21 protein-coding genes are annotated in these 25,951 nt (G+C 45.5%); 4 read left to right on the forward strand and 17 right to left on the reverse strand.

Annotated elements, in window-relative coordinates; genetic code table 11:
- Positions 1-90: 90 nt before the first annotated feature.
- Positions 91-882 carry an SDR family NAD(P)-dependent oxidoreductase gene (locus CPIN_RS30330; RefSeq protein WP_012793707.1) on the forward strand — a complete coding sequence of 264 codons (792 nt, stop codon included), beginning with the start codon at positions 91-93 and terminating at the stop codon, positions 880-882.
- A gap of 19 nt (positions 883-901) precedes the next feature.
- Positions 902-1,819 (forward strand): helix-turn-helix domain-containing protein, encoded by a 918-nt coding sequence (locus CPIN_RS30335; RefSeq protein WP_012793708.1) that lies wholly within the window; start codon positions 902-904, stop codon positions 1,817-1,819.
- Positions 1,820-1,832: 13 nt separating this feature from the next.
- Here the strand turns inward: CPIN_RS30335 and CPIN_RS30340 are convergent, their stop codons facing one another.
- Complete coding sequence (locus tag CPIN_RS30340; RefSeq protein WP_245552046.1) at positions 1,833-2,465, reverse strand: Crp/Fnr family transcriptional regulator; 633 nt, start codon at positions 2,463-2,465, stop codon at positions 1,833-1,835.
- A gap of 59 nt (positions 2,466-2,524) precedes the next feature.
- Here CPIN_RS30340 and CPIN_RS30345 point away from each other — a divergent pair, with 59 nt between their 5' ends.
- A complete protein-coding gene (locus CPIN_RS30345; RefSeq protein ID WP_012793710.1) occupies positions 2,525-3,406 on the forward strand; it encodes an enoyl-CoA hydratase/isomerase family protein in 882 nt (293 codons plus the stop codon).
- A 52-nt stretch (positions 3,407-3,458) separates the two neighbouring features.
- Here CPIN_RS30345 and CPIN_RS30350 read toward each other — a convergent pair whose 3' ends face one another.
- From CPIN_RS30350 to CPIN_RS30375, 6 genes are all read right to left on the reverse strand, one after another.
- Positions 3,459-3,665: a hypothetical protein gene (locus CPIN_RS30350; RefSeq protein WP_012793711.1), complete on the reverse strand. Its 207-nt coding sequence runs from the start codon at positions 3,663-3,665 to the stop codon at positions 3,459-3,461.
- 131 nt (positions 3,666-3,796) lie between these two features.
- Positions 3,797-4,462 carry a YdeI/OmpD-associated family protein gene (locus tag CPIN_RS30355; protein ID WP_245552047.1) on the reverse strand — a complete coding sequence of 222 codons (666 nt, stop codon included), beginning with the start codon at positions 4,460-4,462 and terminating at the stop codon, positions 3,797-3,799.
- Positions 4,429-5,469, reverse strand: a complete 1,041-nt coding sequence (locus CPIN_RS30360) for a tetratricopeptide repeat protein (RefSeq protein ID WP_044220065.1) — start codon at positions 5,467-5,469, stop codon at positions 4,429-4,431. The genes CPIN_RS30355 and CPIN_RS30360 overlap by 34 nt, the downstream gene beginning before the upstream one ends.
- 2 nt (positions 5,470-5,471) lie before the next feature.
- A complete protein-coding gene (locus tag CPIN_RS30365) occupies positions 5,472-5,720 on the reverse strand; it encodes a hypothetical protein (protein ID WP_012793714.1) in 249 nt (82 codons plus the stop codon).
- 120 nt (positions 5,721-5,840) lie between these two features.
- Entirely contained in the window at positions 5,841-6,614 is a 774-nt protein-coding gene (locus tag CPIN_RS30370) for a YwqG family protein (RefSeq protein ID WP_012793715.1), read from the reverse strand.
- Between the two features lie 391 nt (positions 6,615-7,005).
- A complete protein-coding gene (locus CPIN_RS30375) occupies positions 7,006-7,743 on the reverse strand; it encodes an SDR family oxidoreductase (protein ID WP_044222828.1) in 738 nt (245 codons plus the stop codon).
- 596 nt (positions 7,744-8,339) lie between these two features.
- Between CPIN_RS30375 and CPIN_RS37190 the strand changes: the two genes are divergently transcribed.
- Entirely contained in the window at positions 8,340-9,926 is a 1,587-nt protein-coding gene (locus tag CPIN_RS37190; RefSeq protein WP_012793717.1) for a leucine-rich repeat domain-containing protein, read from the forward strand.
- A gap of 30 nt (positions 9,927-9,956) precedes the next feature.
- On the opposite strand, the gene CPIN_RS30385 is transcribed toward CPIN_RS37190, so the two are convergent.
- The 10 genes from CPIN_RS30385 to CPIN_RS30430 form a co-directional block, all read right to left on the reverse strand.
- On the reverse strand, positions 9,957-11,057 hold the full coding sequence (locus CPIN_RS30385; RefSeq protein ID WP_148230676.1) for an alpha/beta hydrolase family protein: 1,101 nt from the start codon (positions 11,055-11,057) through the stop codon (positions 9,957-9,959).
- A 69-nt stretch (positions 11,058-11,126) separates the two neighbouring features.
- The gene (locus tag CPIN_RS37195; RefSeq protein ID WP_012793719.1) at positions 11,127-13,094 is read right to left on the reverse strand and encodes a TlpA family protein disulfide reductase; all 1,968 of its coding nucleotides are present in this window, start codon (positions 13,092-13,094) and stop codon (positions 11,127-11,129) included.
- 31 nt (positions 13,095-13,125) lie between these two features.
- Positions 13,126-14,496: a RagB/SusD family nutrient uptake outer membrane protein gene (locus tag CPIN_RS30395; RefSeq protein WP_245552048.1), complete on the reverse strand. Its 1,371-nt coding sequence runs from the start codon at positions 14,494-14,496 to the stop codon at positions 13,126-13,128.
- Positions 14,497-14,521: 25 nt separating this feature from the next.
- Positions 14,522-18,178 (reverse strand): SusC/RagA family TonB-linked outer membrane protein, encoded by a 3,657-nt coding sequence (locus tag CPIN_RS30400; RefSeq protein ID WP_012793721.1) that lies wholly within the window; start codon positions 18,176-18,178, stop codon positions 14,522-14,524.
- Positions 18,179-18,227: 49 nt separating this feature from the next.
- Positions 18,228-19,250: a FecR family protein gene (locus CPIN_RS30405; RefSeq protein ID WP_012793722.1), complete on the reverse strand. Its 1,023-nt coding sequence runs from the start codon at positions 19,248-19,250 to the stop codon at positions 18,228-18,230.
- 153 nt (positions 19,251-19,403) lie between these two features.
- Entirely contained in the window at positions 19,404-19,976 is a 573-nt protein-coding gene (locus tag CPIN_RS30410; RefSeq protein WP_012793723.1) for an RNA polymerase sigma factor, read from the reverse strand.
- Between the two features lie 125 nt (positions 19,977-20,101).
- On the reverse strand, positions 20,102-20,683 hold the full coding sequence (gene nudK / locus CPIN_RS30415; protein WP_012793724.1) for a GDP-mannose pyrophosphatase NudK: 582 nt from the start codon (positions 20,681-20,683) through the stop codon (positions 20,102-20,104).
- Between the two features lie 47 nt (positions 20,684-20,730).
- Positions 20,731-21,831: a DUF695 domain-containing protein gene (locus CPIN_RS30420; RefSeq protein WP_012793725.1), complete on the reverse strand. Its 1,101-nt coding sequence runs from the start codon at positions 21,829-21,831 to the stop codon at positions 20,731-20,733.
- Between the two features lie 204 nt (positions 21,832-22,035).
- A complete protein-coding gene (locus tag CPIN_RS30425; protein WP_012793726.1) occupies positions 22,036-24,474 on the reverse strand; it encodes a zinc-dependent metalloprotease in 2,439 nt (812 codons plus the stop codon).
- A gap of 31 nt (positions 24,475-24,505) precedes the next feature.
- Complete coding sequence (locus CPIN_RS30430) at positions 24,506-25,936, reverse strand: RagB/SusD family nutrient uptake outer membrane protein (protein WP_012793727.1); 1,431 nt, start codon at positions 25,934-25,936, stop codon at positions 24,506-24,508.
- Between the last annotated feature and the right edge of the window lie 15 nt (positions 25,937-25,951).

The following is a 25,951-nucleotide window of genomic DNA, read 5'->3' on the forward strand; positions in this document are numbered from 1 at the left end:
AGACTACTTTTGGCTACAACTAACGCACTTTCAGATACAGACAGCAGTCCCGGGTAAGCGACCTTTAGACCTGCAATAAAACCAGGATAAATGAAAGTAACGCTTATTACAGGGGCTTCTGTTGGTATCGGAGAAGCCATCGCCAGACAGATCGCCCAGCAAAAGGAAAATCTGGTACTGGTAGCCAGAAGTGAACAGGCACTACAGTTGCTGTGTAAAACACTCACGCAACAATTCGGCATCAAAGCCGATTATATCACAGCAGATCTCTGCAAACCGGAAAGTGCGGAATTTATCTACCAGACCTGCAAAGAAAGAGGATATGAAGTGGAGTCTCTTATTAACAATGCCGGGATGGGTTCAGGCGGCGAACTGATCATGCGCGACCTGCAGCATGAACTGAATATGATGCTGCTAAATATGAACGCGATGGTGAGTCTGACGCACTTTTTCCTCAAAGATATGGCGGTCAGGAAACGGGGTACAATTGTCAATATCGGCTCTTTACTCTCCTTTATACCGGCTCCTTATATGGCTGTCTATTGCGCTACAAAAGCGTTCGTCCGTTCTTTCTCCCGGGCTTTGTATGAAGAAGCCAAACCGCATGGTGTGCATGTCCTGCTGTTTTGCCCCGGACTAACCGACAGCAATTTTATCCAGGGTTCCGCTGTAGATGAGAAAACAGCCAATGCGCTTACTGCCGGCGTTCGTGCACAAACACCTGAACAGGTGGCCACAGAATTTATTAAAGCTTATAAAGAAAAACGGAAATTTGCCATCTCCGGCGGCTTTAACCGTTTTGGTGCGAAAATATTAAGTATACTGTCTGATGCAACGATAGCGGGTCAGACGGCAAAGACTTACCGGAAAAGGATGTTGTAATAAGACTAAATCCAACAACGTGAAAAAGAAGGCGATTCCTCATATTCATATCGGCACATTGAACACGTATAATGAATTACTGGGTTTCCCCAAACCGAGAAACCCTTTATTCAGTATACAGCGTTTTGAAGACTTTCCGCTGTTAGCGGCGGATGGTCCTATCAAATTAACCATGGACTTTTACCAGATCACTTTTAAAAAGAATTGTGGTAACAAGATCATATATGGTCAGTCCCTATACGATTTTGATGAAGGGGTATTGTCCTTCTTCTCTCCCAAGCAGGTAGTTATTAAAGAACCGGATCAGATAGCTCCTACCGGGTTTATTGTCCTGATACATCCGGAATACCTGCGAGGGCATGCACTGGAAAGTAAGATCAAAAACTATGGTTTCTTTGATTATGCCGTGAATGAAGCACTGATATTATCAGCTGAAGAGGAAGACTTTATTCAGCACATTTTCATACAGCTGGAGAAAGAGTTTAACAGGGCGATAGATCACCTGAGTCAGGATGTTATTTTATCGAACCTGGATCTGTTACTCACGTACAGCAACCGTTTCTATACCCGGCAGTTTATTACCCGGAAACAGCATTATAACAGTCTGCTGGTAAAATTCGAAGCGTTGTTGGATGAATTATTTGCTGAAAGCACCCTGGCAGAAAAGGGGCTACCCAATGTGACGGATATCGCCGCTGCTTTCCATCTATCCTCGCGCTATTTCAGTGATCTGATCAAGGAACACACCGGACGAACCACGCAGCAGCATATTCACGATAAACTGATTGATAAAGCAAAAGAAATGTTGTCAGCCACTAACCTGTCTGTCAGTGAAATTGCCTATCAACTGGGTTTCCAGCATTCCCAGTCATTCAGTAAACTGTTCAAAGCCAAGACTGATCAGTCTCCGTTGACATTCAGAGCAGGGTTTAATTAGGTCTCCCTACAGGTTATTTCTTTGCATAATGTGCCCGTATACGGGTGATTGTCTCCCTGGACATCCCCAGATAAGAAGCCAGCATGTGCAGGGGTACCCTGTTAAAGATATCCGGATATTCGGCTATGAACGACTTATAGCGCTCCTCCGGACTATGTCCGATCTGGTGATAGATCCGCTGCTGACTGGCATTAAAGCTATTAGATTGGAGTTTTTCTGTCAGCACCCTGAGATTGGGTATTCTTTCCAGCAGGTATTGAAAATCATCCTTCAGGCAAAGTATCAGTTCAGTGTCTTCCAGTGCCTGAATATTAAATGCGGAGGGGGTACCATTGCTATAGCTCTCCGGTTCATAGGCCCACCAGTTCTCTATGACAAATTTTAAGGTATGCTCCTTCCCTTCTTCATCCACACGATAAGTACGCAGGCAACCTTTTACTACAAATCCGCTATGCCGGCAGATCTCTCCCTCCTGTAACAGGTGTTCTTTCTTCTTTAAATAACGGCTAGTGTAATATTGTTCTATAAGCCCCAGTTCCTGCGGCGTAAGGTATGTTCTTTCTTTAAGGTATGTGCTTAATGCGGTAAACATACTGTTAGTCCCTTGTACATTGCCCTGGTGGAACAGGCGAATATTTTGCGTCAAATGACTTTTTTCTTGATGCCGGCAGCCAGGAACTTTGTTATCTCAAAACTAAAGAAGAAATGAAGAACAAACAAATCACAGCCATAGACCAGGAGGCAACAGTCCGTTACAGTGTATACAAAGCTTTTCAGGTAAGCGTACAACATGCCGTTGCGTACGTATCATTCAACAACCCACCGATGAATGTACTGGATGCTACCATGATGCTTGACCTGGCGGCATTCGCCGAAGCCGTGCAGGCAGATGATACCTTGAAAGTAATCGTCTTTCAGAGTGCAGATTCCGACTACTTCATTGCGCATGGAGATATGAACTATATCGTGGATCCTTCTTCTTTTGCAGGATTAGTAGATCCGGCGAAGATGGACCCGCTTATCAATCCGATGCAGCAGCTGCATGAAAAAATCAGCCAGTTGCCACAGGCGACCATTGCCATCATTGATGGTTTTGTACGCGGCGGCGGACATGAATTTGCGCAAGCCTGCGATATGCGTTTTGCTTCACTGGAAAAAGCGAAGATCGCACAACCGGAAGCCATGATGGGTATTATCCCCGGTGGTGGTGGTACACAATATCTTACCCGCAGAATCGGAAGAGCCAGGACATTGGAGCTGGTATTGGGCGCAGAATTGCTGGACGCTAAAACAGCGGAATTGTATGGTGTGGTAAACCGGGCCTTACCACAGGACCAATTATATACTTATGTAGAGACCCTGGCTACCAGGATTGCCGGATTACCTGCTGGCGTAGCCGCTGGCGCAAAAAAAGCCGTGGATGCTGCTAATGGTGACCGCTATGAAGGTCTGGCAACAGAGAATAAGCTATGTATGGATCTTTTCCTGAGACCGGAAACCGTCCAACTGGCCAAAGTAGCATTAGCTGCCGGAGCACAGACGAGAGAAGGGGAAAGAGATCTGGAGGGTATTATGAATAGTCTGTAAACTAAAGCAGAGGCAGTATAAGCTGCCTCTGCGTGTTTATAATGTTTTCAGGTTAATACTTATCCCAATAATAAGTCAGCAGTTTAATGAAGGAATACAATGTTGCGGCTGCCAGTACGGCTATTGCCAGCAGACTGATACCATCATACCCTTGATGGGCGACAACATAACCGTAACTCCATATAAGCAGGATAGCATGGAGAATCAGTAAAGCGATCAGCTGATTTTTACGGGACTTCATTTTCTGTATGAATGACATAGGCAAGATACTTAACGTGTGATTGTTGAGAATAAAGGTTACAACAATATACGTTTTTGGCGGGTACCCTGTCTGCTCATAAATACTGGTCCCATAAAAACCATGACACCACTGATCCGGGCCGATATTACTCAATCATTCATCCCCTTTCCTTCCAGGATCTGCGGTATACATCTTTCCACCCTGCTCATTCTCGTTTTGGATTGTTTGGCACCGGAGAAATAAAAGATATATGCTTTCTGCCGTCCCTGGGTCAATGCAAAGAAGGCTTTCTTCAAGTCAGCATTTGCTGCTAATTGCTGTTGAAACTCTTCCGGGATATCCAGTTCGGTACTTTTCTTTACTTCCACTTTCAGACCGGCTCTTTCTACTTCTATTGCTTCATAGATATAAGCGCTGATTACCGGCGCTAATTTTGTGATCTCCTTTACGCTGGTGAACCTTAGTTGCCTGCCGACCTCTGTATTTTCTCCGGTCTTAACGAGTACGCTTTCCGGATCGCTCAATAAAACGCCTTTGAAGAACAGCAATGCACAGTAATCCTTAAAACCCTGGATGATCACAAGGTTGGTATTGCCGTACTTGTAACAGGGCTTCCCCCATTTCAGTTCTTCAGTCAACTCAGTGGCAAGAATGATCTTTCTCAACTTTTCAGACTCATCCCGCCATTGTGTAAGTTCGCTTAAATATGCATCCACTTCAGGGTTCATGTCATATCGTTTTAATACAGGTGTCAGACGAAGATAGCGACTTCTGTTGATTGTTACAGCCAATCGCCTTCTTCCGAAGCCTTCCATATACCGTCGATAGTAGCCTGTATACTTTCTGCGAGGAATGCCAGTAGCTTCAGGCGTTTGTTGGAAGCCGGTGCAAACTTACCTCCTGCCTCAGCGCCATATTGCAGCGTATCAAACCATACTTCTCCTTCACAGTCCCCGTTTGTAACAAGGTAAAGTGCATTCTGTGCATGGGAATAGCCCAGGAGAATACATCCGTCTGTAAATTGAACCCCGGTCGGTAGCTTAAAAGGTGCTTTTATTTTTCCACCAACGGCAGGGAAAGGTTTTGCGATTTGTTTATAATCCGACTTAGGCAGATCGCTCAGCGCAGGAACACCATCGTTTCCATAATAAACACCTTCTCCGCCGCTACCTATCTCCAGGAGATAAGCCCGTCTCTCCCTCCTGCTCTTTATTGCGTAATTCATACGGACAGTCACCATCCGTTGTTTGATCAGATTCAATGCAGCAGCATGTTGCTGTATGAGCGGATGTTCAGGATGCCGGAAGCTGTCCGTCACTTTTTGCATCTCCTCCTGTACTGCCTGCTGATATACCTTTTCTTCTTCTTTCGCGGCACTTTTTGCTTGCTTCCCCCAGGCGAGATATGCAGGATCCTTTTTGAGATCCTGGAAATCGGGATCTTTCGGATCTTTCTTCAGCGCTGCTGCTACTATTTTGTAGGCTTCGGCTGTCTTACCTAATTTTAACAGCAAACGCGTTTTTGTATCTTCCAGGTATTTATGTCTATTAGGATCATAGATCTTAAATCCTCTTTCCAATAATGCGAGCGCTTCTTCCAGTTTAACAGGATCTTCTTCATCCAAACAAGAAAACCAGCCGACCTGATTGGCATATATTGCCATCATGTCTTCCTGCCAGTGTGCGAAATAAGATCCTTCAGGAAAGATTGTTATACATTTCTTTCCCTGCGCAAGTGTCAGGGGTCTATATTGCGCTTTCACCTTTTCATCCCTGGCGTAATTAGTCACATAATTCAGCACCCAGAACTTTTTATCTTCCAATATTATCTGTACAGTAGATTGATATAATACAGTAGTGTTTCTGGTTGCCGATAAGTAGTCAGGCCGTTTTCTTTGGTAACAAATTCTACAGGTTCGTCATCTGCATCAGCCAGATTAATCATCAGAGCCGGCTGACGGGTAGATTGTAATGCGTCTTCACTGAATGTAAGCGGAAACAAGGCAAGCATTTCATCCAGCACGGCAATAGCGTGTTTTACTTCCTCCTCATTCCAGCGATTTTCAGCTATCATTATTTATATCCATTGATCAGTTTTTCTGCGTTTATATACAGGTGTTTCAGACGATTTATTTTCTCTGCGTTGGTCATGATGGTAATACTAATCAGGGTTATTATTTATTCCTTCTTTTTATTAATAAGATTGCTGGATACACCAGCAATCATTGAAATTCCGTTTCAGCAGGTCCTGTTTCCTGATCCAGAAATACAATCTGCCCATATCTGCCCAACGCATACCATTCGCAGCTTCATTACTATCTACCTGCAAGAGTAATATCCAATCCTTTTCCCCTTCTCTCAATGCAGCATTCTCTGGCTCCTCGTATGCTTCTTTCCTGTCGGGATAAAACCCATTAGTCACCATCTGGCAAAGCCCCTCCATTTCCCCCTGCATATTATCTGCCCTTCCCAGGGATTTATTGATATTGCCGTTCAGCCATACTTTATCTCCGTAGACGTCTCTTTCCTCCTTACTTAAAAAAGAAAAATGCTTTCCCCATTTGAAAGGCATGGATATATGCAACTCTCCTTTCAGGCGGCAGGGTTTATATTTCCCAAAATCTTCCAGTCCTTCGGGGAAGGGGGTCCGTATCAATTCCTCTCTGGGCCCGTCAAAATAAAGTACCCTGAACAGTTGTTTTTCTTCCAGCGAATAACCGCCCATCTCCTGATAAGGATCATAGAATACGAATATATATCCTGTATCAGGCAGTACATTATAAGTATCAAAAGGTTTTATTTCAGAGCAATCCAACTGGGCAATAAATGACAATGGGTTTTCATAAAAATCATTGGGCCATTCAATTGCTGCCGGCAGATCAGGGATACCACCCATTTTTGAGACACCAGGTATTTCTGCGGATTCGTCTTCCAGCGATGTGAGGTAATAACGGATGGAGTCATGCATCAATGTCTCAAACTGCGGGGTTATATTGGTCGAGGTTATTGGCGGTCAATGCCGCGTAAAAGGTTTTCTTGTCCATAGTATGGTTTACAATGGGCGACAAGATACAGTACTTTTTATTTCTTACTAGTACTTATATGGGAACTTTTTTGGGATAGCCGGGATCATATCGCATGAATGGCCTTGCTGTGCTTTGCCATCCCCGATGCAAAGAACCCACCACATCTGTCAATCATGCTACAGCTTTTGCATGCCTCATGGTAAACATTCTTCCAGTCAGAAATTGACTTCCTGGTATAGTCCCATATTTCAGACGGTGTGACACATAGCTGTGAGTTGAAAAGCTGAGGAGCATTCATCCCCTCAGCTCTCTGTAAAGCCTATACTAAATTAATTACCAGGGACTCACCTTGCTCTCTTCCTGGATATCCTTGCTAAAATATTGACCGGTCGGCCCATCACTCTCCAGCATCGCATATTGCGCCACAAACTCAGCGGCACTTGTTACGGTACCTGTACCGGTATGACGGTTGAAGTCAGTTGCGGTATGTCCCGGATCCACTACATTCACTTTAAATCCTTTTTCCTGTAACTCTGAAGCCAACGTGATCGTGTAGGCATTCAAAGCAGTTTTAGATGGACCATAGCTGGCCGTCTTGTATTTATAGTAAATCCATTCCGGATCATTGTGTAATGTCAGTGAGGCCAGTCCGGAAGTGACATTTACGATAACAGGTGATTGACTCTTGTACAGCAATTCCAGGAAGGTCTGTATAACATTGATGGTACCGAAGAAGTTGGTATCAAATACCTTCCGGATACTTTCTATCGGAGCAGCTACGGCTGTCTGGGGGAAATCACCCAGGATACCGGCATTATTCACCAGTATATCCAGATGTCCGGACTGTTCTGCGATAAAAGCTTTTGCCTGTTCAACAGAGGCAGGATCTGTCACGTCTATCTGTACCGGGGTAATGGATTGTAAACCCTGTGCGTTTAAGCTGGCAACTGCTGCCTTTCCATTTTCTACGTCCCGGCTACCGAGGTAAACCTGGTAACCTTGTCCTGCCAGTATGCGGACTGTTTCAAAACCAATACTTTTATTTGCCCCTGTAACTAATGCTATTTTCATCTCAACTATTTTTTGTGCTTTAGAAATTTGTATGTCGTCATTCATTTTTGACGATTCAAAGGTGGGACTCTTCCCTTTCATATCATTTGCCATTTGGCAAATAGTGCACAGGAGATTTTCATTATATGGCAGTGGTTACGGGTGATCAGTCTTCCCGGATACGGACTTTAAACAACAAAATCTACATATTATCATCTTTTTCCTGGCAATTGTTAGGTTCCCGGGAGACCTCCATCTAATGCATTTCTTATTGTTAATTCTTCGTACTATACCGTTATTATCCCGTAACTATGCCGTTACCGCTACGTTCATAAACGGAGTAATAACGGCGTAGTTACGGGATACCTTCGTTGTACATCGAAGAACAGGCAAATAAGCCACTGATATCCATATCCTTAGGCTGTTTTTGATCGAAGAACCGTCATAACGAGATGACTACCAATTACTTCCAGGCCATCACCACTGACGTACCAATGCACTGTACACGCTTTCAGGTATCCAGAGGTGATACACTACCTATCAACATACATTAAATAATTGCATTCGGCATTGTATATTTATCCCGATTTTAAAAAACACAGATTGAAAAAACCTATATGGATCATCCCAAATCCTACACAACCATTGACGATGCACGTATCATGACGCTGCAGGAAGCCCTGGAACAATACAAAACGCCTGGTGTGTCGACATTTATGCTCGAAGGCTTAACGGGTAACTTCTATGTCTTTGACAATGATGCGCATTTCGAAAGTCTCGATCTTGACAAAATGTTCTATACCCAAGATCGCTGCGGGGTACTTTTCCGCGGAAATCTTACAATTGACGGTTTACTCACGCAACCGGAAACGGATTATGGTCCTTTCACACTGGTACTGGGTAACGTCTCTGCGAAGAACATCTTCATGGGCGGCGGCTATATGCGTATTGAGGGCAATGTGACCGTTGAACAAACCTTATATGCCGGCTGCTATAACCATGGCATGTCTGACATTAATGGAGATATCTCCGCAGAAGTGATTCTCTCTTCCGATCATAGTTTCAACTTCCACTCAGACAAGGTGAAAAGAGGCGTCTGGTTGTCGGATATTGAACTGAAGGACGCACCGGCACATGAGCCTGCGGATGTGCTGAATAAAGGCTATTGGAGCAAAGCTGAGGAAAGTGTACAGACAGGCAATATATTGAAGGCAATGGCAAAAGGGACTTCTATCCTGAAGCCTGATTCCGCTGCTTCACCGGTTTTGAAAAGACTGGAAAAAGCCCTGTTGTCAAAGAACAAACGGGCCGACCTGTCGAAGATGAAACTCAAAAGTCTGCCAAAAGAGTTGTTCGCACTTAAGGAGATACAGCAGCTGAATCTGTCTAATAATCCGCTGGAAAGTCTTGATGACGAACTGGCTACTATGGACCAGGTGACTACCATTGATCTGGCAGACTGCTACCTGCAGGAAGTGCCGGAAGTATTGTCCAGGATGCCCGGACTTGAATCACTGAATCTTTCTTATAATAATATCAGTACGGTTCCGGATGCTTTTGCTGCTTTACAGGGTCTTAAAAAACTGTCGTTGTTCAATTGTCAGTTAACAGCGATTCCAGCCGTTTTAAAAGATCTTCCTGCCCTGGAAGTACTGAACGTCGATTATCAGAAAGAAGACGCCTTATTGACCCTGGATAGTGGCTTCCAGTCACTGAAGGAATTACACCTGAGAGGCAAGTTATTGACAGTACTTCCTAAACTGGAACACCTGGTTATAGCAGGTTTTGGTACAAGGGAATTACCGGAAGCTGTGATGGGGTGTAAAAAACTGAAGAAACTGGATATCGCTAATGCGGGCAGTCTGGCAGGCTTACAGGATAATTTCTCCGTATTTCAGCAGCTGGAAGAGATCTCATTCAATCTACATGATGGTTTTCTGAATGTAAAGGTACTGGCTACATTACCCAGGCTGAAAACGGTGAATGTACGGTACTCCGGCCATACGTCGCGTAAGCGTTTCCTTGAATTACTGGAGGTACCGCAATGGTCAGTATTGTGTGTGCAGGGTTCCCTTGATGATTCAACGTTGCAGAAGGAGATACTGAACCGTCCGAATCTGAAGAAACTGGAAACACGTTCCAGTTTCGGTACAGAGGTCGTTGATATTGCGGAAGCCAGGAAATGGCTGAAAATAACGATATAAGCTATCCTCTATAAGGAAAATACCGGCCGCTTAATGCGAGCCGGTATTTTTTTTGATCCATTCGGATATGGTGTGCAGGACTTCAGGAGCGAAATCCTCTTTTAGCTGTGATGGTTCACTGTTCGTACATTCCTTACAATGCTGAAACAGGTGATTTAAACCTGGTGCTTTCAGCGTTGTGACATTTTTATTGTCCGCAGTATGTTGCGTGATATAAGCCAGACTGCTTTCTGCATCGACCATAATATCCTTGTCTCCGTTAATGGCCAGGAAAGGCACTTTTATCTTTTCGAGAAAAGGCGCAGGGTCAAAGCGTACATGATAACGGTACCAGGGGCCGGTAGCCATCATGACATATGACTCCATCGGAAAAAAGAAACGGCCTTTGTCAGCAGGATCCTGTGGATGGGCCACCATATAGGCACTGTCTGCCGCCTGCCAGATCTTATATGCATTCCGCATGTGCGCTTCCAATGCCGGTGATTGTGCGTATGCATATACCGTATCAAACATCACCTCGTTGATACTGTTAAAGCGATATTTCTTTTGTTCTGAAATAGGTGCTTTATGCACAATCATCTCATTCTGTTTTTTCAGTGCCTGCAATCCTGGTGTAGCCAGTCCCGCGAGCGAGATGATAAACGCCACATCCCGGCTTTCTGAAGCCGCAATATACGCCGCTGCACCGCCTTCACTATGACCGATCAATCCCACCTTATGCGGATTGATGCCTTTATACCCCATCAGCCAGTGCAGCCCGGTTAATGCATCATTTGCAAAATCGGCGGTAGTGGCATCTTCATATTCACCACCGGTGGCTCCCACGCCTCTGTCATCTACTCTCAGTACAGCTATCCCATTCCTGGACAGATAATCTGCAATGACGAAAAACATCTTATGCCCTGCCATCGTACCATCTCTGTCCTGCTTACCTGTACCGGATAACAGTACCACTGCCGGACAAGGCTTCTTTGTATGTGGCATCGTCAGTGTAGCACCAAAATGCACCGTACTGTCTGCATTATAGTAATCGACATTTACAGACTGATACGGCGTATCTGCAGGAAGCGGCTGCGACCCTGGATGAAAGAAAGAAGGCAGCGTCAGTAGTAATGTATGTAAGAAACTCATGGTGTTAAAATTGCAGGAATGCAGTAAACTGCGCTCCATCATATCTCTTTACTTTTTTATTATCAACCATCATTTTGCTTCGCGGGCCAGTGATACCATGGTGCTGATTTCATCTGCCAGCGCACTCGGACTACCATAGTAGCCTACCTGTGCAAAACGGATGTTACCCTTTCCATCAATCACTACCTTGAAAGGTATACCAGAAGTCTGGATGGCTTTAGCATATCCGGCATAAGCGTCTTCACCCTTGTCAAACAGCACTTTGAACGGATATTTTTTCTGCGCGATAAAAGATTTCACTTTAGTTCTGTAGTCCGCGTCTCTCTCCTGCGTATCTACAAAGAAGAACACAACAGAAGTATCGTTTTTAAAACGCTCCTGCGCCATCTGCATACCTGGCATCGCTGCTTTACAAGGACCGCACCAGGTAGCCCAGAAGTCCAGTACCACTACCTTACCGGCCAGTGAAGACAGAGATACCGGTTTTCCATCCATCAGGTCAAGAGAGAAAGGAATAGCAGGACGATTAATCATTGCCTTCTGCACATCTTCTACCAACAGTTCCATAGTGTGCGCATCTTTCAGAGAAGACAACCACGCATCAAATCCATCGGCATTTTTATGTGTGTTCAAGTATTCTTTTTTCAGTAATTCAAAGATGCGGGCAGATGCCTGATTCAGTCGTACGCTGTTATGCAGTACTTCAGAAAGCTCTTTATTTTTACCAGCTTTCAGCAAGAGTTCTGCCTGTAATTCGTTCAGTTTCGCCCGGCTATACTGATATCGTTCCTGGGCATGGTTAGCCAGTTGCATCGCTTCTTTATCACGGCCCGTCTCATGCAATATCTGGGCATGTGTGATCTGATCATTTGCAAATATTCTGTCACACTCTTCCGCCCATTGTTCAGGAGAGTAATAGAAGTACTCCTTCGGGCGATGTGCCTTCAGGTATTCCACTCTTTCCATGATAGCAACTGCAACAGGATAGACCTGTTTTGCAGTCAGTGTTTTCCAGTCTTCGTATGGTATTTCCACCAGCTTATAGTATGCCTGGGCCATTGCACTGACAGGCGCCTTTGCTGCATAACGCGGCAGTAAAGTGCTGTCATTCTTCGCGATGTAGTTAGCGAAAATAGTTTTGTACACACGGTCAAAACTGATATCAGCCAGTTTATCCAGGGTGGCATCCGGTGTATAATCCAGTACGAATTGTTCCGCCATCGCGAAGTTCTTCCTAGGATCGTGTTCACGTATGAATGCCTGATACGCATCCTGCTTACTGAGGATGCCTTTAGGATAGCGCTGGCGCATTACAGTACGGACAGAGTCCGCTTTGCCTTTGTTTTTCAGATAACGCTCTGCAATAACAGCGATCTCATACATTTCCTTTTCTGTCTGATCAGGAAGACTCATGAGATAAGCAGCCGCACGCCGGATGCGTGGTAAGGTATCCGTAGGACCGCCTTGTGGCATCGTCATATTGGCATAGGCGATGATAAAAGGATACGCCAGCGCACGGGAAGCACCCTGCTGATAGCCGATTTCCTGGTTTAACCAGAAATAATAAGCCGTATCACTGATCTGGAAATTCCTGTAATAACCCGGAATCCCCATTCCATATCTTTCGGCACGGAGCATACCATACCCTGCGTAAGCACCTTTGTATTGTCTGCCGGGTTGTGCATTCATGATCACATAACCCGCATCATCGTTGCTGTCAGTCACCTCTCCTGCTCTGAATTTAAAGGCGATCAGACCGACAGTGGAGTCCAGCCGTACATCTGCCTCATAAACACCCTTTACAGCCTGTTTTAAGCGTAGGTCAACTACTGACCAGTGGTAAAGTGTGTCAAAGTAATATGCGACCGCCTTTACCGGTTTGCCTGTCTTTAACAGGGTACTATCAGGACGGTAGGTCACATGCACCTTATCTCCCAGCTTGGGTCTCTCGGGTGACAGCTCAAATTTCTGCTGCGCACCTGCACTTACGGCGGTCATGGAAGCCAGCATCAGCAGCGCAATTCCAGATAATTTCATTGATTTCCTTTTTATGATTCATTGATACTGATCACGGATTCTGTTGAATCTCCGGGTTCAGATTGATGTAGTATTGTGCTATCGGGAATACATATCTGTTACTCGTAGGGTCTAGTCTATAAGTGGCGCCCTGCCAGGTGCGGGTATATGTTTTTCTGAACAGAGGATCGTCCTTCAGGCGACGCTGGTCAAACCATGGCAGCATCCGGCAGAAGAATTCACGGCGACGCTCCTGGATGACTTTTACGATAGCATCATTCACATCGGTCGCTGTCAACACTACATAGTCAGCTGCCTGGAAACGCTTCTCCCGCAGTTTATTTACCAGTTCCATTGCAGCACCGGCATTGTTATTCCTGGCGAGGCTTTCTGCCTTGATCAACATCATCTCCGGTACGGATGTACCAATACTACGGTTCTCGTAGTTGATCCTTTCGTAAGAGAAGAAGCGGCCTGTATAACCAGCTCCCAGCATGGAAGGCGCATCAGCGGTAAACAACTGATAACGCATATCCTTCGTACCCAACAGATCCAGCAGTTCCTGGCTTAAACGCATCGTAGTAGGCGCCCAGGCGAAGGAAGTACCTGCAATTTTACTCAGGATGGTCTCCGGATTATTTCTGCGTAAAGGCACTGCACCGGCAGTCAGGTCCAGCAAAGTAGATTTAACAGCCAATGCACTGTCTGCATACGTACCTGCCGCAGGATAGTTACCCATCAGCAGATACATCCTTGCCAGCAATGACCAGGCAGCCGCTTTCCCAGGCAGTGTATTGTATTGTGTAGTCCGTGGCAATGACAGCGCAGCAGTTTTCAGATCTGCTTCAATACGGCTATATACAGCGGCAACAGTTGCACGGTTCAGTGGCTGGTCCAGAGAAGGCGTGACCAGCAATGGTACGCCCGGATCCGCAGCAGCAGTACCGGCATTGTATGGTTTACCGTATTCATTCACCAGGTTCAGATAAGCATCTGCACGATGGGTCAGTGCTTCTGCCATCAACTCCGCTTTCTCTTCCGCAGTACCGTCTGTTACACCGGGTACTTCATCCAGGATCACGTTACAGTTGTAAATACGTCCATAATAAGTGTCCCAGTCTCTGTCCCTGTCAAGCGTATTTTCATAGATCGGCGTGCGCCAGGTATACGTATTTCTGAAGAAAGCACTGCTGATCGTATTGTTGATGGCTACCTGCTGTGTGCTGTCCGTAATCTCTATATCCTGAGATGCGAGATCCGGCAGATAAGCACCGTATTCATAGGTATCTGTATAATTAAGCAGATAGCGGTAATTGCTGATCTGACCAGGAATCAGCGATCCCTGGGTTTTGATATCTGTATATTTTGAACAACCTGCGGTCAGGATCATCGTACCCAGTACCGCTGCTGCTATATTGATCATTTTCATCATCCCGATTTTTCAGTTGTTATAAACCAATGTTGATCATCAGACTGTAATTCGTCGTTGGCGGCAGGTGCATCACCGTGCTGCTCAATGCCGGAACGAAATCCGGATCCAGTCCTACGTCGTTCTTTTTCCATATCAGTCCCAGGTTGCGTACAACGCCACTTACCTTGATATTCTTTGCAAATACTTTTCCCGCAAAGGCTTCCGGCAACTGGTATCCCAGTGATAATTCACGGAAACGGATGTAATCACCCGGCTGCACATTTACATCTGAGAAAGCATAACGGAAAGCTGCCAGTGGAGAATAAGCATTACCCACAACAGGTACTACTGTCTTTTCTTCATCACCTGGTTGCTGCCAGCGATCAGCAATATCAGCACTCAGGCTGTAACTGAATGTTCTTGTACTTGGATAATTAGATACTGCTGGTTTCAGGAATACATTGCCGAAGCTATAAGTGATCAGCGCATACATTGACCAGTTTTTATAACGGAAGGTGTTATTCACAGAACCGTAGTACGGTGCAGAACGACGACCGGTATATTTCAACGCATCCACACTGGTCACGTTCTGAGACGGCAGTAACTTCTCTCCTTTTTCATTGTAGATCTGTGTGAGACCGGTGCTGCTCAGACCCGCATTCTTATATACCCATACACCATCAGAAGGATAACCATTCAGGACGGTATTAGATAAACTGGAATACAGGGAGGTAGTTGGTCCGAAGCGGTTATCTGTTACTTTATTACTGTTGTAAGAAAATGTCAGACCAACGCTCCATCCGAAGCTTTTGCTGTCTATTACGGCACCATTGACAGCGATATCTATACCACGGTTGGACATCGTCACGCCATTTCTGCTGAGTGTATTATTAGCCCCCACATAAGTCGGATTTATTTCCAGCGGATAAATGATATCTTTTCCCTTTTTGTTATAGACTTCAAACATACCACTCAGTCGTCCATTGAACAGGGAGTAGTCGATACCTAAGTTGGTCACGTAAGTGCTTTCCCAACGGAGGGCAGGATTGGCGTAAGCAGTGATGGTCGCATATGGCAGCCCTGTCTGAAAATCAGAAGTACCTATACCGATATTTGTAAAGGGACGCAGTTCACGGTTGATGTTACCATTCACACCGTAAGTAGCACGTAAGGTCAGATTGCTGATCCAGCTCAGCTGTCTCATGAAATCTTCCCGTGTGATATTCCAGCTTGCACCGGCAGACCAGAAAGGCTTTGCCCTGAATTTCCTGTCGAGACCAAAGTTGTTATAGTCGTCGTAACGCACACTGGCAGAAAAGGTATACCTGCTCATGAGGGTGTAGGCCGCATTACCGAAGTAGGAAAGAAAACGGTTCCTGCGGTCTGTCTGAGAAGGAGCACCCGCAAATACAGAACTATAGAAGATCGTTGAATAAGGGGTCAGGTAATCCACATTCTGCGAGATACCAGTTTCAGGATTATAACCGTACAGCGTGAACGTGGAGGAACCCGCATTTGTTTCGCGTATTTCCGCACCAGCCAGCGCATTCAGTTCGTGGATGCTACCAAAACCTCTGTTAAAGGAGAACTGACCTCTGAGACTATGGTTATCCTGTGTGGTATAGTTGTTTGAAAAGATCGCGCCTTCCGGTACGTTCTTTCTGAGCTGACCATTCTGCATCACTGTACCCTGGTTGAAAATATTACGTGTGTAAAATGATTTCACATCATTCAATACTTCGTTTTTGAAGTTCACACGTTCCACGGCATAGGAACCGTTAAATGTCAGTCCTTTGTAGATCGGAATATTAAGACTCAGGTTACCGGAATAGTTGTTATCGGATGCACTGTTATTGACCAGTTTGAGTTCGTCGATATAGTTGTATGACCAATCTTTATACCCCATTGCGGTCAATGAATCAGCATAGTGTTCGCCTATACCATAGTAATACCTTGTAGGATTACCATTGCCATCTGCGATGGAGTTGTAAGGCAGGAATGTATTCGCACCGTTCAGCAATGCGCCGGCGCCTTTACCATTCTGCTTGTAGTTAAAGAAAGATCCTTTGAGGCTTAAAGCCAGGGTGATCTTTTTAATGATCTTCAGTTCCTGGTTGGCTGTGAGTGTGATCCTTTCGCCTACGCTGCCGACAGTACTCGGACTCTCTTTTGCATAAGAGCCGGATACGAAATAGGTATGCACATCGGAGCCACCGCTGATAGACAGGTTATAGTTCTGACTGGTGGCACGCTGTAACAGGTAGTCTTCTATCTGACCATAGTTATTGATGGATCCCAGGCGGGTAACAGCGGCATCATATTCTGCCTGGGTGATCCTGCCACTACGCAGCTGATAAGCCAGGTCAGTACCTTCGTTGACAAAATATTTAACACCGGAGGTATAGGGATTATAGGTGGAAGCATTGATCACGCCTTTGTCTACCAGTTCTTTCTCATAAGCAAGTACCTGACTGGAATTCATCAATGGCAGATAACTTACAGCTGGCCTGGCCTGTGTGCCGAAACCTGCGGAGAAGTTCACAGCCGGCTGACGCATTCTGCCTTTCTTTGTTGTTACTACGATCACACCATTAGCTGCACGGGCGCCCCAGATAGAGGCTGCTGCTGCATCACGCAGGAAAGTGATCTGTTCAATATCATTCGGATTGAAGGTCTTCAGGTCCATTTCAGTAGGGAAACCATCAATTACGACCAATGGCATACTTTCACTTCTGATGGTGGTTGTACCACGGATATTCACACCATAGTCATTACGGCCGATCGTTCTTGTATTACTATTAATGGCGGGTGTCACGTTATCATACACAAAACTGTTATCACCGGAAGTGACCTGCAGCTGTAAGCCGGGCACCTGTCCTTCGAGACGTTGTAATACGTTGGCAGTAGGTACTTTCTCCAGTTCTTTTGCTGTCACGACTCCGAAAGATCCGGTGGCACGTTCTTTAGGCAGATTCACATAACCGGTAGAGACTACTTCAACAGGCTTCAGATAACCGGTTTTATCTTTCAGTTTTACGTCGTAATAAGTCGTTCTGGAGAGTTGTAATTCCTGTGTTTCATAGGCTACACAGGAGATCTGCAGACTACGCGTATTCAAAGGCACTTTTAGCTTGAATTCACCCTGCGCATTCGTCAGTGTCATGACATTCGTACCAGGCACTCTTACGGTAGCGGAGGTGATAGGCGCTGCGTTGTCGTCAGTCACGACGCCAAACAGGAAGCGCGTATTATCCTGTTCACCGTCACCGTTACCGATCTCTATCTGTATTGACCGTACAGGCTGGCCGGGAGCTGCCTGTGAAGGGGCAGCTTCTTCCGGAGCCATCTGATTGGTTTTTGATCTTTCTTTGTCTCTGGCAGCTGCATCAGGTTGTTTAGCAAATACGGCATATTGTGTATTGCTTAGTTTTCTGAATTGCAGGTGATAAGGTTTCAGAATAACATCAAGATATCCTTCCACGTTTTTAAAACTGGCGTCCGGCAGCACCTTAGCGGTCTTATTAGCTACCAGTTCATCTTCATAGATAAAGGATACATGGAACCTGGAAGAGGCGTTTTTAAGCGCTTCTTTCAGCGAAATTCCCGGTTGATTTTGGCGGGTTACGGCAGCAAATATCTGCAAGCTGCATAAGAGCAGACAGCAGAAGGCCGCAACCTTTTTCAGATTGATCATGCCTGTTGTGATTTTGAATTAAAAACTTGTCCCCTTTCTTGTCAGATTGTTAGTTGGGTGTGATTATGATGGTTGATTCTCCCTGTTGTGATACATCTGCATGTAGTATCAAAGCAAGCGCATTAATTAATACCTGTTTATCCTTCATGTCTATTTCCCCGCTGATCTTCTTCTGAAGCAGGGAAGTGTCGTTCAGCCGGATATTATAACCCCAGTCATCTTCCAGCCTTGCGAAGAGATCAGCTACGCTGGTTTGTTCCAGTTGCAGTTTCTGTTCCTGCCAGCTGGTGTAGTTAGCGACCGGTACTACTTTTTTCTCCAGTCTTTTCTGATTGAATGTGGCCAGTTCTCCGGGGCTGGACAGGAGTTGCTCTTTCCCGTCGGCCGCCACCATGACCTTTCCTGTAGTCAGCATTACATCACTGATCCCTCTGCGGCTGCGCACGTTGAATGATGTACCAAGGACCTGTACATCGATATCGCCGCTGTGCACTTCAAAGCGTTGAGAGGCATTGTTACTGGCTACCGGTTTTACGTCAAAGAAGGCTTCCCCTTCCACCCAGACTTCCCTGGGTGATCCGGCTTTCCATTGTTCACTATATCGTAAGCTTGAATTACCATTCAGTTTTACCTGTGTGCCATCTGGCAGCAAAACGCCTTTTACCTCTCCGTAACCGGAAGCGATACTCACTTCTCTGGTTACCGGGCGAAATATCAGCCATACGGCGATAGCTGCTACGGCTACAGCGGCTGCAGCTGTCCATACCGGTCGTATCGTACGCAGGATGGAACGACGTGGCATGGCCAGTTGAGTATCTGGCAAAGCTGCCTGGATACGCTTCCAGTTATCTTCCTGCTGTTGCGCGGAAGGCTTGTCAGCCAATGCATACATACTACGTGCGATCTCACCGGCACGGGCGATATCGGCAGTTTTATGCGGATAAGTCAACAGGAATTGCTCCCAGAACTGGTTACCAGCAGCATCAGGGAACCTTACCCATTCCAGGAAGTAAGGATCTGCGGCCAGTTGGATGGCAGTAAAGCTGGCATAGTAATGAACGGAGCGTTTCATCCTTTAAGATTCGATTTTGGTAAGCGTTTGTATATAAAAGAAGACATTACACTAAAAGTGCCCCACGTTTTTTAACTTTTTTTCAGTTTTTTTTGAAACAGGCAGAGAAACTTGCAATGAGTGGGGAAAGGGGAAGAGCTATATAGCTAATTATCAATTCCTTAATAAGGAAAGCAACAATAAGAGGGCTGGTCCTTCCATAATTTCTTTCAGGGAAGCCAGGGCACGGGCAGAGAGCTTATAGGTGGCCCTGACCTGCATGTCCATAATCTCTGCGATCTCTTCGAAAGAACGGCCTTCAAAGAAGCGGAACCAGATAATCTCTCTTTGCCGGCTGGTCAGTTTGGAAAGCGCCTGGCGGATCTGGGCAGATAGTATAGCGGCCTCCTCTCCTTCAATAAAACGGGCATCAAAACCCAGTTCAAACGAGAAGGACAGGTCATCTTCCTGGTAGGAGGTATTTTGTTGTTCTTTGATAAGACGGAACAGGTGGTTACGGAAAGATTTGAAGATATAGAGATTGAACATGGAAGTCACGGAGAGACGTTCCCGGTATTTCCAGATGGAGATGAATGTTTCCTGTACGGCATCTTCTACCAGGTGGGTATCCCCGGTAAATTTCTTACCATAGCTGTATAAAGCTTCATTATACTTTTTATATAATGCTTCCAGGCCTTTTACATCACTATTTCTGACCGCATCCCATAATAATTGTTCACCTGACAAACCGTACAGTTTTTAAATTTACAGTACCCTGACGTATAAATGTACTATACATATCAGATATTACCAAAGTGAGTAAAGCCGGAATAGATTCCGGCTGTCAGGTGACCAATACCGTTTCAGGATGTTCAGGACAACAACTGGTGGATCTGCAGATATTGAATAAGCATGATGGTCTTCGCATCCTTAATTTCACCGCTGCGTACCATTTCCAGGACTTTTTCGAATGGTAGTTCCAATACTTCGATATTTTCCTGCTCGTGCTCCAGTCCGCCGCCATCACCGATTTTCATATGTGGTTTATATTCCGCCACGAAGAAATAAAGGATCTCCGTTACTGAACCGGGCGACATATATGCTTCAAATACCTTCTGCACGTTTTCAATCCTGTAGCCTGTTTCTTCTTCTGTTTCTCTGCGGATGCAGTCTTCCGCATTGTCTTTGTCCAGCAGACCGGCACAGGCTTCTATCAGCATCCCGTCCGGATTACCATTGATATAAGTCGGAAGTCTGAACTGACGGGTGAGAATAACGGTTTTACGTTCTTTATTATACAGCAGTATGGTGGCGCCGTTTCCTCTGTCATAGGCTTCACGGGATTGCACTTCTTTGCGTCCGTCGGCCATTGTGTATTCGTAGGTAACTTTCTTCAGTATATACCAGTTATCAGAGAGGATCTTGGTATCCAGGATCTCAACGTGTTTAATCATTGCGTATTATTTATAACTTCCTTATGCAGGAATGATGTAGTTGTGGTTTAAACCCTGAATTTATCAAAAGACCGCCAGTATTTGTCTTTAAAAACAGTTAAGTTCATGCTAATATTATGCCCGTGCTGATCATTCAGCTGATCAAAGACTTTGCATGTTTTGCGGAAATCGCGGCAGGCCATATAGACCTTGCGTTTACTACCACCGGTTTGCCGGCCGATATTTAAATAGCCTTCCAGGTCCGGCAGTTTAGCAGCCATTTCGTCCTCGATCGTATCCATCAGCTGATAAGTAGGTTTATCAGGCATACCGTTGGTCTGCTCCCCATTATATTCCATGGTAAAATCAATGATCCAGGGGTGAGAAGCTTTCCCTTCCCATTCCAGCAGGGTGCTGTTAACGATCATCACCAATGGGCGGCCATCTTCCAGTTCGCCGTTGAGGGAAGCATACATATCTTCCTTAACATTATGCCGTACAGCGTCATACTTTTCCACAAACTCCTTCTGTCGCCATTTCAGGTAGCCTTCCAGTTTCTCGATAGCGATCAGCTCCTGCTCCGCTTCAACGGGCCCTTTTACGGCGAGGGAATCGATGATTGTAATGGCGTTTAATTCGCCCAGATAGTTATCAAGATAGTTATATACCCCCAGGGTGATATCCCGGCTATTTTCAGTGTTAAAATCCTTATGGATGATTGTGATCTGGATTTCATCAGGATAGTCAGCGTCTTCTTCCGGATAAAAGGAAAGACTGGCTGTATCATATTTATACCCACCCATTTCGATGACGAAATTGCTGATATCTGTCGGTGGTTTAGAAGCAGTGAATTTCCAGCCGGGCATGAAGGGTGCGGCAGCGACCAGTTCTTCCACAAAATAGATGTTCCGGAAGTTACCTTCTGCGGTAAATACCAGTTCGACGGTATTGTTGTCGCTCATACCTGCCAGCAGATAGATGCCGCTTCTCAGTTCCTGCAGTTTGGAAAAGATCGGATCAAGGAAATCTTCATCCACCCGCTGACCGGTCCTGACAGCATTACGAAATCCTTTTTCCTTTGGCTGGAACCATTTCCAGAAATCAGCATAGCTTCCGATCGGCTTTTCTTTCGTGGAAAACAGTCCTTTTAGTTGTTTTATCAGCTTCATACGTAGTACAAAGTTACCCAATACTATGTAACATTTCGCCGGCCCCGACAGTCTTATGGAGATTTCTCCTTAAATAAGTCAGTTATACAGGTAACGAACGATCCCCAGCGGGAAAAGCAGACTGGCAGACAGGAAACAGGTGTGCATAAAAAAAGCCGGGCTGGAGAACCAGCACCGGCGATTTGCATTCATCACTCAAAACCTTTATTTATCATCTCCCTTCAGGGATTTGTCTATCTCTCTGATCAGGTTAGTTTTATGCGCCTGATTTAGTGCTCCCGGCACATTGCTGATCATGAGTTCATTTTTAATAGCCTGCAGATGGGTTCTTGCATACAGACTGGCATCACTCCTTTCCAGATTGTTCAACAGCTTGCCTTCTTTTAGTCTGGAGGTATTGATCGCCATTACCAGTTTTTCAACATACATGCGTTGTACTCCCCTGTAGTACGTATCTTTTACCGGATCGCCCGCCAGCGGTTTCCAGACAGCTTTTTTCACATCATTCAGGTATTCTGTAACAGTATACTGCTCTTTACCGTTGGTATAGCGCTGTACCAGGTTGTACATCATTCCTGCATTGAGGATGGTGGTCATCATGTTATTCTGCATGGTCATGATTTCATCCATCTCAAATATATTCAGCCGGGTGGTGATGCTCTTGTCATACAACCACAATGGGGGTTCCATGAGGTTACGACCGATGAAGCTGATCGCTTCCTTCACCCTGGCCTTCGGCAGCTTCTCGTATACATCGCCTGGCTGTTCGGCACTCTTGCGGGTAACGTACTGTCCGCCGATATACTTCATTACATGATACAGGTACTTGGTGTACTGCTTTACCACGCCTTTATAGATCCGCTCCAGGTTATCATCCATATCCCCGTCTTCCGCCGTCCACTTCACCAGTTCCGGTACTACCCTTTTCAGGTTTTTGATACCGTATTCATTGGCTACCATCACATCATCTCCCAGGTCTTCCGTCTGGCTTCTCGGATCTTCTCCTTTGCCTTCACCACCAAACCACAGGCGTGGATTAGCCGCCAGACTGTCTACGACCCATTTGTTGAGTATTTTACTATCCTGATACTCATCACTGGTATTGAAGATCTGTTTGTAACCCCACTGTATTGCCCATTTATCATAAGCGCCGATACGGGGATACAACCCTGCTTTACCGATATTATCTTCCGGTTGTGCCACGTAGTTGAAACGTGCATAGTCCATGATGGATACGGTATGACCATTGGCTTCTACCCAGGCTTTATCACGAAGTTTCTCTACCGGCGTCTGACTGCTGGCGCCCATGTTATGACGCAGACCGATCGTGTGTCCTATTTCATGAGAGGATACGAAGCGGATCAGGTCTCCCATCAGTTCGTCGTCAAATACCATTTTACGGGCGCGCGCATCATTTGGTCCTACCTGTATCATGTACCAGTCATGGATCAGTTTCATGACGTTGTGATACCATCCTACATGGCTTTCTATGATCTCACCGCTACGGGGATCACTGATCCTCGGACCATACGCATTCGGAATAGGAGACGCCAGGTAACGTATTACAGAAAATCTTGCATCTTCCAGGCTCATGGTAGTATCTCCTTCCGGCCATTCCTTTGCAACGATAGCGTTTTTGAAACCTGCCTGTTCGAATGCCTTCTGCCAGTCATTCACCCCGGCGATCAGGTAAGGACGCCATTTCTTCGGTGTAGCCGGATCGATATAGTAAACGATCTGTTTAACTGGTTCTACCAGCTCTCCGCGTTTGTATTTCTCCAGGTCTTCCGGTTTAGGTTCCAGGCGATAACGCTGAATCAGGTATTTCTCCTGTGACACCTGTGCATCTTCATCAAAAAGGATATACTTACTGGCCATAAAACCAACCCTTTCATCGAATAAGCGCTTACGCATCGGCTCTTTCGGCAACAATACCATAGAGACGTTCATCTCCAGGGTAACAGCGCCTGACAAAGCCGCAGCCGGAATAGCAGCGCCTGAAGTCGTGTAGGTACGGGTAGTACGTACCTCGATATTGATCGGATATGCATTCACACTGGTAATAAAGGAACGGTCATCTGCAATACTGCCCAGTTTCATATCGTTCTTTACCGCTGCATCTATGGATAATGCACTGTTGTCCTTTTTCAGGAAATCAGTGACATCGATCACCATATTGCCATTGGCACTATTGACGGTTTTGATATCGAAGGCGGCTGTAATGGGTTTTATTGCGGATGACTGCACGGCTTTAGCCAATGCCTGATTTTCATCTTTCACCCTCACAGAAAACACATCCACCCGCATGAGGAGTTTGTTACCCTGTCCTTTTTCAAAATAGATGGTACGTTCATTGGCCTTTTCACCAGCATATACCCCGGAGAGTTCCGGTGTACCGACAAAACGGGTAACCACCAGGATATCCCTTTTTAACAGGGAATCAGGTATTTCAAAGTAGTACTTGTTATCTACCAGGTGAACGGTAAACATCCCCTGACGGGTAATGGCGTCTTTGGTAATAACTTTCTCATAAGCCATGTTTTTGCTCACCTTTGCAGAATCTCCGGCCGGCTTGCTTTTGTCCTGAGCATGGGCCGCCATTACCATCGTGAGTAATGACAGCCCCATCGTAATTCTCTTCATGTTGGAATTGATATAATTAATTTAGATCTTCTTACCAGGGAAGCTTTTCATTTGTATTAAGAGTTAGTTTAGGATTCTGCTTCAATACATCCTGTGCAAACGGAATGATGTACATATATGAATTAGGGGGCAGTTTATATTCTACCTGTGGCACAGTCGTATTGACCAGCGGGAATTTATGCACTACCGTTTTTGCATATTCCGGTTCGAGATTCAGTCTGCGCAGGTCCCAGAAGCGATGAAAGCCGAACAGGAGTTCTTTCCTTCTTTCGCTGATGAGGATATCCATCGTTTCCTTTACAGTAGCTGGCGTTTCCAGGTGAGCTTCCTGTGCATCGGTGATACGTTTGGCACGCAGGTCATTAATCAGTGTCATCGCTTCGGTAAGACTTCCTTTACGGGCATAACATTCAGCCAGCATTAACAGCACTTCCGGCGTTTTCATACCCACAGTCACTGTAAAGAAGTCTGTAAATTTCACCTGCCAGTAAGCAGTATTTGAGCCAATATCCAGGTATGTACGGTTGGTGGTGTTAAAGAACATAGTAAACCTCGTGTCAGTAGGACCGAACAGTGCTCTTAACTCAGGACTAATAATAAATGTGTATCCTAAGTTTAACTCATTACGACCCGTCATGTATGTATAACTAAGTACTTCCGGATTATTGCCGGCTGCGATTGGATTCAAGGTGGGGCCGCCTGCTGCTTTCAATGCTACAAGGTCAAGCAGCTTGTTATTGTACGACAATGACTGCTGCGCCGCAGCGATACATTTATCCCATTCTCTTTTGAAGAGATGTACCTTCGCTTTCAGCGCCCATGCAAATGCGAGAGATGGATGGTATACATCCACAGGCGTTACCTGCAGATATGGAATAGATTCGTCAAGATCTTTTTCTATGAAAGCATACACTTCCGCTACTGATGATTTCGATGGTTTCGCTTCCAGATCATACTTATCCATGATGCAGATACCGCCGTCATTGGCTGCCGTTTCCGGCACATATGGACGGCCAAATGTATTCAGGACAACAAAATGATCAAATGCACGCTGAACTCTCGCTTCGGCCTTTGCCAGCTTCTTGAGATTTTCATCTCCCTCGCTGCCATCAACAAGCGTAATGATCATATTCCATCTGTTAATGTACTTATATGCCTGATTATACAGGGAGGAAGCGCTCAGCCTGTTGACGCGATTTTCAGTAGTATCAGCAGTGAAGTTAATAATATCCATGTTTTTGATGATACCGATCACATTGGACTCTTTCATCCACTGATCGTCTACCAGGTACTGGAAGTTATTAATCGGATATCCTCTGTTGGGGAGGCTTACCATATTATAAAAGTCCTGCGTAGTTTCCACTACCAGTTGTCCCTTCGGAACGATGTCAAGATATTTATTGCACGATGTAAGAATGGCAATAACGAGAATATATGCGAAGTGATAAATACCTGATTTCATACGCTAATGTTTTAA

The organism is Chitinophaga pinensis DSM 2588, from assembly GCF_000024005.1.
GTDB classification, from domain to species: domain Bacteria; phylum Bacteroidota; class Bacteroidia; order Chitinophagales; family Chitinophagaceae; genus Chitinophaga; species Chitinophaga pinensis.